Annotated in this window: 12 protein-coding genes; 5 read left to right on the plus strand and 7 right to left on the minus strand. The window is 65.7% G+C overall.

Annotated elements, in window-relative coordinates:
* Window positions 1-29: 29 nt before the first annotated feature.
* Window positions 30-1,202 carry a dipeptidase gene (locus tag C3942_RS12850; protein ID WP_207766077.1) on the plus strand — a complete coding sequence of 391 codons (1,173 nt, stop codon included), beginning with the start codon at window positions 30-32 and terminating at the stop codon, window positions 1,200-1,202.
* A gap of 119 nt (window positions 1,203-1,321) precedes the next feature.
* Window positions 1,322-2,701 carry a cytochrome P450 gene (locus C3942_RS12855; protein WP_104230739.1) on the plus strand — a complete coding sequence of 460 codons (1,380 nt, stop codon included), beginning with the start codon at window positions 1,322-1,324 and terminating at the stop codon, window positions 2,699-2,701.
* Window positions 2,702-2,741: 40 nt separating this feature from the next.
* Here C3942_RS12855 and C3942_RS12860 read toward each other — a convergent pair whose 3' ends face one another.
* The 5 genes from C3942_RS12860 to C3942_RS12880 form a co-directional block, all read right to left on the minus strand.
* A complete protein-coding gene (locus tag C3942_RS12860; protein WP_133164300.1) occupies window positions 2,742-3,617 on the minus strand; it encodes an SIR2 family protein in 876 nt (291 codons plus the stop codon).
* A 26-nt stretch (window positions 3,618-3,643) separates the two neighbouring features.
* Entirely contained in the window at window positions 3,644-4,717 is a 1,074-nt protein-coding gene (locus tag C3942_RS12865; protein WP_104230741.1) for a ParA family protein, read from the minus strand.
* Between the two features lie 78 nt (window positions 4,718-4,795).
* Window positions 4,796-5,707 (minus strand): NAD-dependent epimerase/dehydratase family protein, encoded by a 912-nt coding sequence (locus C3942_RS12870; protein WP_104230742.1) that lies wholly within the window; start codon window positions 5,705-5,707, stop codon window positions 4,796-4,798.
* A 157-nt stretch (window positions 5,708-5,864) separates the two neighbouring features.
* A complete protein-coding gene (locus C3942_RS12875) occupies window positions 5,865-6,278 on the minus strand; it encodes a nuclear transport factor 2 family protein (RefSeq protein WP_104230743.1) in 414 nt (137 codons plus the stop codon).
* Window positions 6,279-6,365: 87 nt separating this feature from the next.
* Window positions 6,366-6,737, minus strand: a complete 372-nt coding sequence (locus tag C3942_RS12880) for a hypothetical protein (protein ID WP_104230744.1) — start codon at window positions 6,735-6,737, stop codon at window positions 6,366-6,368.
* Window positions 6,738-6,895: 158 nt separating this feature from the next.
* Here C3942_RS12880 and C3942_RS12885 point away from each other — a divergent pair, with 158 nt between their 5' ends.
* The 3 genes from C3942_RS12885 to C3942_RS12895 are packed head-to-tail and all read left to right on the plus strand — an operon-like array spanning window position 6,896 to window position 10,388.
* Window positions 6,896-8,521, plus strand: a complete 1,626-nt coding sequence (locus tag C3942_RS12885) for an NAD(P)/FAD-dependent oxidoreductase (RefSeq protein WP_104230745.1) — start codon at window positions 6,896-6,898, stop codon at window positions 8,519-8,521.
* Between the two features lie 7 nt (window positions 8,522-8,528).
* Complete coding sequence (locus C3942_RS12890) at window positions 8,529-9,410, plus strand: putative RNA methyltransferase (RefSeq protein ID WP_104230746.1); 882 nt, start codon at window positions 8,529-8,531, stop codon at window positions 9,408-9,410.
* 60 nt (window positions 9,411-9,470) lie between these two features.
* Window positions 9,471-10,388 (plus strand): DUF808 domain-containing protein, encoded by a 918-nt coding sequence (locus C3942_RS12895; protein WP_104230747.1) that lies wholly within the window; start codon window positions 9,471-9,473, stop codon window positions 10,386-10,388.
* Window positions 10,389-10,390: 2 nt separating this feature from the next.
* Here C3942_RS12895 and C3942_RS12900 read toward each other — a convergent pair whose 3' ends face one another.
* Together C3942_RS12900 and C3942_RS12905 are read right to left on the minus strand one after the other, a co-directional pair.
* Window positions 10,391-11,260, minus strand: a complete 870-nt coding sequence (locus tag C3942_RS12900; RefSeq protein WP_104230748.1) for a DUF6929 family protein — start codon at window positions 11,258-11,260, stop codon at window positions 10,391-10,393.
* A gap of 182 nt (window positions 11,261-11,442) precedes the next feature.
* The gene (locus tag C3942_RS12905; protein ID WP_104230749.1) at window positions 11,443-14,889 is read right to left on the minus strand and encodes a methylmalonyl-CoA mutase family protein; all 3,447 of its coding nucleotides are present in this window, start codon (window positions 14,887-14,889) and stop codon (window positions 11,443-11,445) included.
* Window positions 14,890-14,933 lie beyond the last annotated feature (44 nt).

Consider the following 14,933-nt stretch of genomic DNA (forward strand, 5'->3'; position numbering starts at 1 on the left):
CTGTCGGCCGGGATTCCACGGAGCGGAGCATGCAGGTCTGGCTGAAGCGGGGCGGCGTACTGCTGGCGGTGCTGCTGGCGCTGGCCTTTGTGATCCATCGGGTTGTGCCGGGGATCGTCGAGGGCGGCATGAACCAGGTGCTGCAGCCGCCGCCTTACCGTGCCACGCCGCAGGCGCAGGCCCTGCACGCGCGCCTGGCGGTCGCGGACCTGCATGCGGACCCGCTGCTGTGGGGGCGTGATCTGCTGAAGCGCAGCAACCGCGGCCAGACCGATATCCCGCGGCTGGCCGAGGGCGGCGTCGCGCTGCAGGTCTTCGCCGTGGTCAGCAAGACGCCGCGCGGGCTCAACATCGAGCGCAACGATGACCGCAGCGACAACATCCTGCCGCTGGCCATCGTGCAGGGCTGGCCGCCGCGGACCTGGGGCAGCCTCCAGCAGCGCGCGCTGTACCAGGCCCGGCGCCTGCACGGCATGGCGGCGCGCTCGCAGGGCCGCTTCGCGGTGGTGGGTACGCAGGGCGAGCTGCGGGATTTCCTGGCCCGTCGCGCGCAGGACCGCGGCCTGGTCGCCGGCGTGCTGGCCATCGAGGGCGCACAGGTGCTGGAGGGCGATCCCGCCAATGTCGACGCGCTGTTCGATGCCGGCTTCCGCATGATGTCGCCGACGCATTTCTTCGACGACGAGATGGCCGGCTCCGCGCACGGCGTGGAGAAGGGCGGGTTGACCGACAAGGGCCGCGAGATGATCCGGCGCATGGAGCAGCGCCGCATGATCGTGGACCTGGCACATGCCTCTCCCAGGACCATCGACGAGGTCCTGGCCATGGCCACGCGGCCGGTGGTGGTGTCCCATGGCGGCGTCAAGGGCACCTGCGACAACCGCCGCAATCTCAGCGACGCGCAATTGCGTCGCATCGCCGCCAACGGCGGGCTGGTCGGCATCGGCTACTGGGAGACCGCGGTCTGCGGCCGCGATGCCCAGGCGGTGGCACGCGCGATCCGTCACGTGGTCTCGACCGTCGGCCTGCAGCACGTCGCCCTGGGCTCGGACTTCGACGGCGCGGTGGCCGTGCCCTTCGATGCCACCGGCCTTGTGTTGGTGACGCAGGCGCTGGTCGAAGCCGGCTTCGGCGAACCCGAGATCGCCCGCATCATGGGCGGCAACCAGCTGGAATTCCTGGCGAAACAGCTTCCGGAATGAGGGTTCGGCCGAACGACTGATTCGTCATCGGCAGGTCACCAATCCCCCTCCAAAAGGGCGATGTGGGGCGCCGGTGGCCTGAGCAGACTGGGGAATCGCCCACTTCGCCAGGCACGCCCATGTCCACGCCCGAAGCCGCCGTCTCCCTTGCCGATGCCACCCCGCCGCCGATGGTACGCGGCCTGCCGCTGATCGGCAGCACGCTGGAGATGGCGGCGGACCCCGCGCGCTTCTTCGTGAAGTGTTATCAGGAGTACGGCTCCGCGTTCCGCGTCAACGTCTTCGGCAACCACCTCACGGTGATCGCCGGCGCCGAGGCGGCCAACTTCATGGGCACGCGCGAGGGCAAGGACTGCCTGCGCTCGCGCGAAGCCTGGGAGCCGCTGGTCAAGGAGTTCGGCGCCTCCAAGATGCTGTCCGCCACCGACGGCGAGCTGCACAAGCAGTTGCGCGCCATCATGAAGCGCGGCTTCTCCAAGGAATCGATCAAGGGTCGCTACCAGGAGGTGCTGGACATCACCGCCAACAGCCTGGACCGCGACTGGAAGGTCGGCTCCATGGTGCCCGTGGTGGAGGCCATGCAGTATCTCGTCGTGGACCAGCTCGGCATGGTGCTCACCGGCAAGACGCCGCGCGAGTACGTCAAGGACATCCGCACCACGATCCTCTACATCCTCAACGTGCTGGTCACGCGCCAGCGCCCGCAGTTCATGATGAAGTTCCCGGAGTACAAGCGCGCCAAGGCACGCATGTTCGAGCTGGGCCGGCAGATGATCGCGGACTACCGCGCCAAAAAGAGCCCCACGCCGGAGGAGTACAAGACCCTCATCGACGACGTGATGGACGCCCACGCGCGCGATCCGGAACTGGTGCCGGAAGGTGACCTCATCATGCTGATGACCGGCCCCTACGTGGCCGGCCTGGACACCGTGGCCAACACCACCTCGGCCATCGTCTACACCGTGCTCAAGCATCCCGGCGTGCTGCCGCGCATCCAGGCGGAGGTGGATGCGTTCTTCGCCAAGGGGCCGGTGAACGAGGACGAGTTCATGAAGAGCCTGCCGCTGCTCAACGGCGCCATCATGGAAACCATGCGGCTGTTCCCGATCGCCGTGGCGCAGATCCGCACCGCCAACAAGGACTTCGTCTTCGGCGGGCACCGCATCAACGAGGGCGAGCTGATCTACCTGGGTACCGCCGTGCCGCACTACCAGGACCAGTTCTATCCGGATGCCGAGAAGTTCGACATCGAGCGCTATACCAAGGAGCGCGCCGAGCACATGCAGGTGGGCGCCTATTCGCCCTACGGCCGCGGCCACCACACCTGCCTGGGCAAGAGCCTGGCCGAGGTGTTGCTGGCCATGACCATGGCGCAGCTGTTCCACCGCTTCGACCTGGAGCTGCCGAGCCCAGGCTACGTGCTGAAGACCAAGACCGCGCCGACGCCGGGGCCGGCGATGAGCTTCAAGGTGCGGGTGAAGGGACGGCGGAAAAGCTAGGACTTTCTAGGCTTATATAACGGCTGCAAGCATGAACGAACTAAGCTTGATTGCTGGCTGCCAACAACTCACGGCGTCGCTCTGATGCTTTCTTTCCTAGTGCGGTCAGTAGCCTTGGCAGTTCAGCGTGATTATTGTCACTCTTGTATGGCAGTACATAGAGTCGCCTAAGCTTCTTATTCCACTCTATTAGGCGGTCATGGACTTTCCCGCCAACTAGCATGTAGTGCGGCCGTGCAGTTGGAAAGCTTTGCGCATACTGTTCCACCAGTAAGCTAATAGCCGGGTCCGTCATGGAGAATCCGACGAAAAGAAAGGTGTGAGTGAGCAATAGGACCCGTAGAAATTCGTTATATGCCCAATTGCCGAATGCTCGGTCTGCATAGTCTGACTTCGTGAATACCATGCTGTCAGGATCATCGATCGAGCCATGCAGCTTAATTAAAAATTTTCCCTTCACGTCCCGCAGTGCAGCGAACGCCTTATGATCAATCTTTGTAGTGACCTGGGGAAAGTGGGTAGCACTTCCGGAAAATTGCTCCCAGGCGCTTTCCAATAATTTGTCGAAATTTGTTGTAACTACGATGCGTTGCTCTAACTTGACCAGCGCCTTATGGAGAGCCGATGGTTCTCCCACCTGCTGATACTCCTGCTTAAGTAGATCGGTCCACTCGGTTCCGAGAGCCTCGCGAATAAGATCGCAGGCCATTAGATAGTCCCGTTGTTCCAGCGATTGCTTCACAAGGGACTTCAGCGATTTGTCTTTGATTTTTCCAGCAGCGAACTGAAGGAAAGGCTCCCATTGGCGAATCTGCTGTCCGGCGCGAGTTTTGCAGCTGGCTGAAACCCCTGACCCAAGGAATAGCACGACCTTTTGTCGTGCTAGATCGTCGACAAGGTCGGCATTGAAGTCCATGATCTTGCTACTCACCACAGTACTTTCTAGCGGGCGCCGGCAACAAGATTCTTGAGAAAGTGGGTCCCGATGTTTTGATATAGGGTACGTGCCTGCTTGCGAAGGCCTGTATAGCTACCCTTCAAGGTAACGGTGATCATTGGCGTATGAAGGGTCTGCGATTTCGGCGCCAAGCTGGCCAGATGCTTGATGTCACCCAAATGAGGATCACTATTCTTGATCGACAGGTGATTCAAATTTTGCTTTACCTGTTCTGGAATGGTCTTGCTGATAGCGTTGTATGCTTCGACTATACGAGTTCCATCTTTCTCAAGTCGTTCTTTGTGTTGCTGCGTGACATACCCGAGGAACGATGGCCTGCTGCCAGTTGTAACCTTCGGGAGTTCCGAGGGGTCCTCTGCCAGTTTTAGGCCATTATCTAGATCGCGCTGCCAAATCTTTAAGGCATCACCAATGTTCTTGATTGCCCAGATCGAGAAAATGTCAATGGACATGGGAACAACGAAATGGTTGGCCGCTAGAAGTACCGAGCGGTTGATGGCTCCTAGAGACGGGCCCATATCGAAGAAGACAATATCGTAGTTTGTCGCCTTCTTAATGAGATCCGAGAACACGAAGGTTGTGCGAAGGCCGCGTGTGCCCCCTGATTTAGCGTCTCGCCAATCCTGGGCTAGAAGGTCTTCTTTTAGTGCTAGCCGAGGGTCCCCTATGACAACATCGAATCCAAAGCTCGGGATTTTTCTAACGGGTAAAGTGGCGGAATAACCTTTTCCTATGGAAAGGGGATGAATGACACTAAAAATACTTTTTATCGCGTCAGAATCTCGATAGGTCTCAATGAAATCCTCGTCGCTTAAGACGTATTGGGTCAAATTACATTGAGGATCGGCATCGACCACTAGAATCTTCAGTCCCCATACTAAGGACAACTGAGCCGCCAAATTGGCAACAAGGGTTGTTTTTCCAACGCCTCCCTTGTTGTTGAAGAAGCAGACCGAACGCGTACCTTTGACGCGAAGTGCGTTAATTAATTTCGTCACTTCTCCGGACACGGCGGGGAAATTTGCCTTCCGAGATTTATGCGGTTTGCCAGTGCTCATTTTCACATTCGAACTAGGTGTATGTGTGCAGTAAGTCTTGCATATTCTGGGGGGGGCAGCGAATTTTGACTTCGTGCCTCATCGATTACCGGCACCCTCCACGATCTCGCGCAGCGTCCGCTTCACATCATTGCGCCGATACCCCAGCAGCTTCGTCTCCGCCGCATCCGGCTCGTAGTAAATGGTGCCGCCGCGCCCGGCGTAGAGCACCATGTCGGGCAGCATCGGGTGTTCCCGGTCGATCACCTCCAACTGGCCGCTGCGGCCGGCGGCGCGGAAGAATTCGCCGAAGTAGTCCTGGAAACTCAGGTTCTCGTCGCCCACCAGGTAGGCCTTGCCGTTCTCGCCGTGGAACAGCGCGCTGGCCACGGCTTCCGACAGGCTGGTGGTGGAGATGAAGTTGACGCCACCGGGCATCGCGAACGCCGGCACCTGCGGGATGCGGCCCAGGGCATAGGCGGCGTGCGCGGCCAGCGCCGGCACCGCGAGTCCCGGGATATGGCCGACCACGAAGGGTGCGTTGACGCTGCAGACATGGAAGCGGTCACTGGCCTGGGCGCGGGCGCCGTCGCAGGCCAGCTTGCGGCCGCGCACGTAGCTGATCTTCTCCACCAGGTCCGGCTGCGCCTGCGGGTAGAAGCTGCCGATGTAGACCGCGCGCCGGATGCCGGCCTTGCGCGCCCGCTCGAAGTAACGCGGCACGCCTTCCACGTTGGCGCGCTGCCAGTGCGCGGACTCGTCGGTGCCGGGCGGCACATGGCGGATGTCGTTGCCGGCGGCGAAGACCATGGCGTCGAAGCCGGTCAGGGCCTGGTCGTCGCTCTCCGCGAGATAGTCGATCGGGATGAAGGGCAGCTTCGACAGCGGCGAGCCTGCCGTCACCGCCGCCGGCTTTCGTGCGGCGAGGGTGACCGTGTGGCCGAGGTTGGCGAGGTGCAGGGCGGCGTGGCCGCCGATCAGGCCGGTGCCGCCAAGGACGAGAATCTTCATTGGTCTTTTCCCCAAGCTTCTTTGAACCCCTCTCCCTCCGGGAGAGGGGTAGGGGTGAGGGGCGCGGGTTGATCAGAGAACCGCTGCCGCCAGCGGAGTGCGTCCCTCATCCGCCGCTATGCGGCACCTTCTCCCGAGGGGAGAAGGAAGATGAACGCTACGCCGGCCGCTTCTGGCCGCCACAAAGGATGTCCGTCACCCGCTCGGTGTCCATGTATTCCTTGAACTCCACGACCTTGCCGTCGCGGAAGCGCATCAGGAAGTGGTACTGGTTGGTGTAGGTCTGGCCGGAGACGTGGGCGCCCTCGGACTCGGCTTCCACCGCCACGCGTTCGCCCTCGGCGGTCATGGCCTTGATGGTGAAGCGGATGCCCTGCGGGAAGACCTGGTAGATGCCGCCCGCCGCGGCGGCGATCTGGTCGCGGCTGTAGGTGCCGGAGATCAGCGTGTTGCCCATGGTCACGCAACGGCCGTCGTCGGCGTAGGCCTGGATCAGGGCCGGCACGTCGCCGCGGTTGAGGATGTCGAAGAAGGCTTGCGCCGCCTGCCTGTTGCGCTGCTCGATGCTCATGGCTCCCCCGGGACAGGTTTTTCCGAGGACCAAGACTGCGGCCCGTCCGGGGGCGGCGCACCCCCGGAACGGACTAGAAGCGGGGTGCTACTGCCGCGTGACGGTGACCGTGGCCGCCTCGGGGGTCGCCTGGCGCAGTACGAAGCCGTAGCGGCCCAGCTGCTTCTTCGGAGCGCTGCCGGTGGCCAGGCGCAGTTCCACGGCCTTGGCGCCGATGAAGCCGCCGCGCAACTCCAGGATCGGCGCCAGTTCCCCGGCCCAGACGCACTGCAGGCCCTGGCGGCAGCGGGAGTCCTCCACGCGGTCCAGTTCCAGGCTCAGGCCGTCGTCGAAGCGCACGGTCTGGCCCACGGCTAGGGTCTGGGTGCTGCCGAAGGCGGCCGGCGGGGCCTCCGGCTGATGGGCGCAGCCAGAGAGGGCCAGCAGCAGGGCGGGGATCAGGCTCTTGTGAAGGTTCACGGGGCAGCACCGGTGATGGGGAAGTCCGCCACGGAAAATAGCAGCCCCGGGGCGTGGAGTCGCCCTCCGGGCCCCGGGCGGCTCGCCCGGCTCCCGGCTCGCGCGGCAATCATGGGACAATGCGCGCCAGGCCGGTCCGCCCTCCGAACCCGATACCGATGTTAAGACTCACCGAACTCACGCTGCCGATCGAGCACCCGCCGGAAGCCCTGGCCCCCGCCATCCAGAAGCGCCTGCGCCTGCCGGACGGCGCCCTGCTGGGCTTCACGGTGTTCAAGCGCAGCTACGACGCGCGCAAGAAGTCGGAGCTTTGCTTCGTCTACACGCTGGACTGCGAGCTGCGCGACGAGGCCGCGATCCTGGCCAAGTTCAAGGACGACCGGAATGTCGGCCCGGCGCCCGATACCTCGTACAAGCCGGTGGCGGCGGCCCCGGCGGGCCATGCCAACCGCCCGCTGGTGATCGGCTTCGGCCCCTGCGGCATCTTCGCGGCCCTGGCGCTGGCGCAGATGGGTTTCCGCCCGATCGTGCTGGAGCGCGGCAAGCCGGTGCGCCTGCGCACCCAGGACACCTGGGGGCTGTGGCGCAAGAGCGTGCTCAACCCGGCCTCCAACGTGCAGTTCGGCGAGGGCGGGGCGGGCCTGTTCAGCGACGGCAAGCTCTACAGCCAGGTCAAGGACCCGAAGTTCCACGGACGCAAGGTGCTGCAGGAGTTCGTGAAGGCCGGCGCGCCGGAGGAGATCCTCTATGTCAGCAAGCCGCATATCGGCACCTTCCGCCTCACGGGCGTGGTCACCCGCATGCGCGAGGAGATCGAGTCCCTGGGCGGCGAGGTGCGCTTCGGGCAGCAGGTCACCGACCTGCTGATCGAGGACGGACAACTCCGCGGCGTGACGCTGGCCGGCGGCGAGACCCTGCGTGCCGACCACGTGATCCTGGCGCTGGGCCACAGCGCCCGCGAGACCTTCCGCATGCTGCATGCCCGCAAGGTCTTCATGGAAGCCAAGCCGTTCTCGGTGGGCTTCCGCATCGAGCATCCGCAGCCGGTGATCGACCGCGCGCGCCTGGGCCGCTACGCCGGGCACCCGCTGCTCGGCGCGGCCGACTACAAGCTGGTGCACCACGCCGCCAACGGCCGCTCGGTCTACAGCTTCTGCATGTGCCCCGGCGGTACCGTGGTGGCGGCCACTTCGGAGCCGAACCGCGTCGTCACCAACGGCATGAGCCAGTACTCGCGCAACGAGCGCAACGCCAACGCCGGCATCGTCGTCGGCATCTCGCCGGAGGACTATCCGGGCGGCGTCGCCGCGGGGCCGCTGGCCGGCATCGCGCTGCAGGAGGAGCTGGAATCGCGGGCCTACCTGCTGGGTGGCAGCAACTACCAGGCGCCGGCGCAGCTGGTGGGCGACTTCATCGCCGGCAAGCCCTCCACCGCCCTGGGCGGCGTGGAGCCCAGCTACAAGCCCGGCGTGCGCTTAGGCGATCTCGCCCCGTCGCTGCCGGAATATGCCATCGCGGCGATCCGCGAGGCCCTGCCGGCCTTCGACAGGCAGATCAAGGGCTTCGCCATGCCGGACGCGGTCCTCACCGGCGTGGAGACCCGCACCTCCTCGCCGCTGCGCATCACCCGCGGCGAGGACTACCAGAGCCTCAACACCCGCGGCCTGTATCCGGCGGGCGAGGGCGCGGGCTATGCCGGCGGCATCATGTCCGCGGGCATCGACGGCCTGCGCGTGGCCGAGGCCCTGGCGCTGAGCCTGCTGTCCAGGCCCGCCGCGGCCTGAGCGCGGCATGGCCGCGATCCTCTGCCCGCTGTGCCGCGAGCCGCTGCAGCGCCAGGACAAGACCTGGCGCTGCCTGAAGGGGCACAGCTTCGACGTGGCCCGCGAGGGTTACGTGAACCTGCTGCCGGTGCAGCACAAGAACAGCCGCGACCCCGGCGACGATCCGCAGATGGTGATGGCGCGCCGCGAGTTCCTGCAGGCCGGCCATTACCGGCCGCTGCTCGATGCCCTGCTGGCGCTGGCCGCGCCGCTGCAGCCCCGGGACCTGCTCGACATCGGCTGCGGCGAGGGCTACTACACCGGCGCGCTGGCCGGGGTGTCGGCGCAGGCCACGGGCATCGACATCGCGCGGGCCGCGGTCCGTGCCGCCGCCAAGCGCCATCCCGGGGTGACCTGGCTGGTCGGCAGCGGTGCCCAGTTGCCCGTCGCCGACGGGTCGGTGGACCTGGTCTGCAACATCTTCACGCAGATGCATCTGGCGGAGATGCACCGGGTGCTGCGGCCCGAAGGCCATGTGCTGGTGGTGACACCCGCCGCCGGGCACCTGCGCAGCCTGCGCGAGCGCCTGTTCGACGAGCTGCGCCCCCATGACCCGGACAAGTTCCTGGCGGCCTTCGAGGGGCGTTTCGAGCTGCGCTCGCGCCAGGAACTGCAGTTCCCGCTGAGCCTGGCGCAGCCCGGCCTGGGCCAGTTGCTGCGGATGACGCCCTATGCCTGGAAGGCGAAGCCCGAGCGCCGGGCGGCCCTGGAGGCCAGCGAGGGCCTGGAAACCGGGGCGGCGTTCTCGCTGATGCTGTTCCGGCGGCGCGAGCTGCCGGCCGAGGCGGCCGGTGCCCTATCCGCGGAACCGGTCACATCCGGTCCATGGCGCCGGCGCGGCGTGGACTGAGGTTTCACGCGGTGCTGGCATAATCCGGCAACCGCATTCCTCCATACGAGCGCCCCCGCCATGGCCGGCAGCAGCCTTCTAGCCCTGATCGACGACATCGCCACCATCCTCGACGACGTGTCGGTGATGACCAAGGTGGCCGCCAAGAAGACCGCCGGGGTGCTCGGCGACGACCTGGCGCTGAATGCGCAGCAGGTCACCGGCGTGAAGGCCGACCGCGAGCTGCCGGTAGTCTGGGCGGTGGCCAAGGGCTCGGCGGTGAACAAGCTGATCCTGGTGCCGGCCGCGCTGGCGATCAGCGCGCTGGCCAACTGGGCCATCATGCCGCTGCTGATGCTCGGCGGTGCCTTCCTCTGCTTCGAGGGCTTCGAGAAGCTGGCGCACAAGTTCCTCCACAGCAAGGAAGAGGACCGGCAGCACCACAAGGAACTGGTGGAAGCCGTGGCCGATCCGGCGGTGGACATCGTGGCCTTCGAGAAGGAGAAGGTGAAGGGCGCCGTGCGCACCGACTTCATCCTGTCGGCGGAAATCATCGTGATCTCCCTGGGCACCGTGGCGACCGCCGCCTTCAGCAAGCAGGTCACCGTGCTGGTGCTGATCTCGGTCCTGATGACGGTGGGCGTCTACGGCCTGGTCGCCGGCATCGTCAAGCTCGACGACGCCGGCCTGTACCTGAGCCAGCGTGCCAATGCCGGCGCCAAGGCCCTGGGCCGCGGCCTGCTGGCGCTGGCTCCCAAGCTGATGAAGTTCCTCTCCGTCGTCGGTACGGCGGCGATGTTCATGGTCGGCGGCGGCATCGTCGTGCACGGCGTCCCGGCCCTGCATCACGCCATCGAGCACCTCGGCCACGGCGTTCCCGGGGTGCCGACGCTGCTGAACCTGCTGGCGGGCGTGGTGATCGGCGGCGTGGTGCTGCTGGGCGTCAACGCCGTGAAGGGCGTCGTCGGTCGCGTGCGCGGCAAATCCGCGCAGGCCTGAGCTCACCAGGGGCCGCCGAGCTCGTAGCGGCAGAGTTCCGCCGGCCGCGAGGCGTCGTCGGCATCGGTGATCAGCCAGCCGCCGTGCCAATCGTCCAGCGCGGCGATGCCTTCCACCTTGCGCAGGCTCAGTTCCCCGGAGGGGTCCTGCAGCGGTGCCCAGCGCGCGCCATCGGCATCGATGATGCCCAGCGCTGCGCCGCTGATCGGGCCGTCCGCCACCGCGTCGTTGGTGTGTTCCGCTGCGGCCAGGTAAAGGATGCATCCCCCTTCGATCAGCGCGGCGTCCGTGAGATGCAGCCTCACGCCGCCGATCTCGCCCAGGTCCAGCCGGCGCAGTTCCAGCAGCTTCGGCGCTGCGCCCGCGAGCACGGTTGCCGGCAGATCCAGCCAGGCATCGGACTCGGCGGCCGTGCCACGGTGAAACAGCCGCAGGCGATCCCCGATGTAAAGCGCGCCCTCGATGTTCGGCCGGCCGCCCAGGGCCGCCTCCATGAACTCGTACAGCGCATGGTCTTCGCGCAGCCGTACGCTGCCGTCGGCGCGCAGTTGCGCCGTTCGGCGCCGGTTGGGCCTTGATCCGGAGCCCAGCAGCCAGATCGTGCCGTCGGGCGTGCGCAGCAGCGCCTCGTAGTCCGGCTTCTCCTTCTTCGGTAGAGCGCCACCATGGCCTTCCAGCACCTGCAGGCGGACCTGCAGGGTCCGGGGCTCAATCCAGGCGACGGCGCGTGCATCGTCCTGCAACGCCAGCAGGCGAGGGCCTACGGCGAGCAGGCCGGAGCCGGCGCGGACACCGGAGAGTGGCGTCACGCGGCTGAGCCGCGCGATCAGCGCCGGGTCCTGGCGGGCGATAAGTGCAGGAACGGAAGTCATGGAGGCAGCCTGCCGGCCGGTTGCGGTACTGTCCAGTCGGTAGGGTGGGCAAACATATTTTCGTTTGCCCACGCGTCAGGGAGCCAACCGCGTGGGCAAACGAGAAGACGTTTGCCCACCCTACGAACAACAAAAAAGGGCGGATCGTCCGATCCGCCCTTGGACTTTCCGCAGAGGCAGGCCTACATGTTGCGGCGGTACTCGCCGCCCACGTCGTACAGCGCGTGGCTGATCTGGCCCAGGCTGTTGTACTTCACCGCCTCCAGCAGCGACTCGAAGATGTTCTTGCGGTCGCGCGCGGTGCGCTGCAGGTTCTTCAGGCTGTCCGGGCCGTAGGCGTTGCGGTTGCGGCGGTAGGCCTCGACGTTGCCGATCTGCTGGCCCTTCTCCTCCTCGGTGGAGCGGATCAGCTCGATCGTGGTCGCGATCTCGCCGCCGTGGTCCTTGGGCAGGAAGGTGTTGACGCCGATCAGGGGCAGCGAGCCGTCGTACTTCTTGTGTTCGTAGTACAGGCTCTCTTCCTGGATCTTGCCGCGCTGGTACATGGTGTCCATGGCGCCCAGCACGCCGCCGCGCTCGGAGATGCTCTCGAACTCCTTGTACACGGCCTCCTCGACCAGGTCGGTGAGCTGGTCGATGATGAAGCTGCCCTGCCAGGGGTTCTCGCAGAAGTTCAGGCCCAGTTCGCGATTGATGATGAGCTGGATCGCCACCGCACGGCGCACGGATTCCTCCGTCGGCGTGGTGATGGCCTCGTCGTAGGCGTTGGTGTGCAGCGAGTTGCAGTTGTCGAACAGCGCGTACAGCGCCTGCAGCGTCGTGCGGATGTCGTTGAACTGGATTTCCTGGGCGTGCAGCGAGCGGCCGGAGGTCTGGATGTGGTACTTCAGCATCTGGCTGCGTTCGTTGCCGCCATAGCGCTCCTTCATCGCGCGCGCCCAGATGCGGCGAGCCACGCGGCCGATGACGGAATACTCCGGGTCCATGCCGTTGCTGAAGAAGAACGACAGGTTGGGCGCGAAGTCGTCGATCTTCATGCCGCGGGCCAGGTAGTACTCCACGAAGGTGAAGCCGTTGGCCAGGGTGAAGGCGAGCTGGCTGATCGGGTTCGCGCCGGCCTCGGCGATGTGGTAGCCCGAGATCGACACCGAGTAGAAATTGCGGACCTTGCGCTCGACGAAGGACTGCTGGATGTCGCCCATCATGCGCAGCGCGAACTCGGTGCTGAAGATGCAGGTGTTCTGCGCCTGGTCTTCCTTGAGGATGTCCGCCTGCACGGTGCCGCGCACGGTGGACATGGTCTCGGACTTGATCCTGGCGTAGGTCTCCGCGTCCAGCAGCTGGTCGCCGGTCACGCCCAGCAGGGCCAGGCCCAGGCCGTTGTTGGTGGGCGGCAGCTCGCCGGAGTAGGTCGGGCGGGTCTTGCCCTGGAACAGCTCGGCGATCTTCTTCTCGGCCGCGGCCCAGCGCGCCGGGTCGGCCTTCAGGTACTTCTCCACCTGCTGGTCGATGGCGGTGTTCATGAACATGGCCAGGATCATCGGCGCCGGGCCGTTGATGGTCATGGAGACCGAGGTGCTGGGCGCGCAGAGGTCGAAGCCGGAGTAGAGCTTCTTCATGTCGTCCAGCGTGGCGATGCTGACGCCGGAGTTGCCGATCTTGCCGTAGATGTCCGGGCGGGTGTGCGGATCCTCGCCGTAGAGCGTCACCGAGTCGAAGGCAGTGGACAGCCGCGTCGGCGCGCCGGGCTGGCTCAGGTAGTGGAAGCGGCGGTTGGTGCGCTCCGGCGTGCCTTCGCCGGCGAACATGCGGATCGGGTCCTCGCCGACGCGGCGGTAGGGGTAGATGCCGGCGGTGTAGGGGTAGCCGCCGGGCAGGTTCTCCTTCAGCAGGAAGCGCAGCAGCTCGCCCCAGCTTTCGTAGTGCGGCGCGGCCACCTTCGGAATCTTCTGGTGGCTCAGCGACTCGATATAGTTGTCGCCCTTGACCGGCTTGCCGCGCACCTCGTAGGTGTACTGCGCGTCGGTCACGCCCTTGAGGCGCTCCGGCCAGGCGCGCAGCAGGTCCACGGAGGAGGGCTCCAGAGACTTCAGCGCCTCGTTGTAGCGCTGGCGCAGCGTCAGCAGGGTCTTGTCGCCGCCGCTAGTCAGGTCCTCGTTGGCGTAGAAGTCCAGGGCCTTGGGCAGCTTTTCGTCACCCAGCTCCTTGAGCGACTCCCAGAGGTTCTGGGCGCGGTTGGCGGCCTCGTCCTGGCGCTCGGCGTCCTTGTTGATGCCGCGGCCCTGCTCGGCGATCTCGGCCAGGTAGCGCACGCGGCTGCCCGGGATCAGGATCGTGGCGCGCGGCTCCTTCAGCGAGGTGTCGAGGTCCGGCGTCCACTTGTCCTCCGGCAGGCCGAGCCTGGTGCGCAGCAGGCGGCAGAGATTGCTGAACATCCAGGTCACGCCCGGATCGTTGAACTGGCTGGCAATGGTCGGGTAGACCGGCACCTCGTCGTCCTTCAGCTCGAACTTCACGCGGTTGCGCTTCCACTGCTTGCGCACGTCGCGCAGCGCGTCCTCGGCACCCTTGCGGTCGAACTTGTTCAGCACCACCAGCTCGGCGAAGTCGATCATGTCGATCTTCTCGAGCTGGCTGGCGGCACCGTATTCGCTGGTCATCACGTAGACCGGGAAGTCCACCAGGTCCACGATCTCGGAATCGCTCTGGCCGATGCCGGCGGTCTCCACGATCACCAGGTCATAGGCCTGGCCGCGCAGGAAGGCGACGCAGTCCTTCAGCACGGTGTTGGTGGCGGCATGCTGGCGGCGCGTGGCCATGGAGCGCATGAACAGGCGCTTGCTGCGCAGCGAGTTCATGCGGATGCGGTCGCCCAGCAGGGCGCCGCCGGAGCGGCGGCGGGTGGGGTCCACGGCCAGCACGGCGATGCGCATCTGCGGGAAGGCCTGCAGGAAGCGCAGCAGCAGCTCGTCCACCACGGAGGACTTGCCCGCGCCGCCGGTGCCGGTGAAGCCGATCACCGGCGTCTTGGCGCCGGCCAGCTGCCATTCCTTTCGCAGGCGGGCGAGCTCGGACTCCGGCAGCACGCCTTCCTCGATGGTCGAGAGCATCTGGCCGATGCTGATCTCGTCGTCGGCCGAGACCTTGGCCGGCACGCGCGTGTCCAGGCGGTGCTTGTGGGCGCGCTCGACCAGGTCGTCGATCATGCCGGTGAGGCCCAGCTTGGCGCCGTCGTTGGGGTGGTAGATGTACTCCACGCCCTGGGAGTGCAGCACCGCGATCTCCTCCGGCGTGATGGTGCCGCCGCCGCCGCCGAACACGCGGATGTGCGGGGCGCCGCGCTCGGCGAGCATGTCCACCATGTACTTGAAGAATTCATTGTGGCCGCCCTGGTAGCTCGACAGCGCGATGCCGTCGGCATCCTCCTGCAGCGCGGCGCGGACGATGTCCTCCACCGACCGGTTGTGGCCCAGATGGATCACCTCGGCGCCCTTGCCCTGGATCAGGCGGCGCATGACGTTGATCGCGGCATCGTGGCCGTCGAACAGGCTGGCGGCGGTGACGAAGCGCAGCGGCGTGGCCTCGCTGGTCTCGGTCTGGCGGGTGGCGGAAGCGGGCTGGGCGGTCATGGCAGATCCTGGCAATCGGGAAACTCCGGAACGTTAAGCCAGCG

The sequence above is a fragment of the Solimonas fluminis genome (genome assembly GCF_002930645.1).
Lineage (GTDB): Bacteria > Pseudomonadota > Gammaproteobacteria > Nevskiales > Nevskiaceae > Solimonas_A > Solimonas_A fluminis.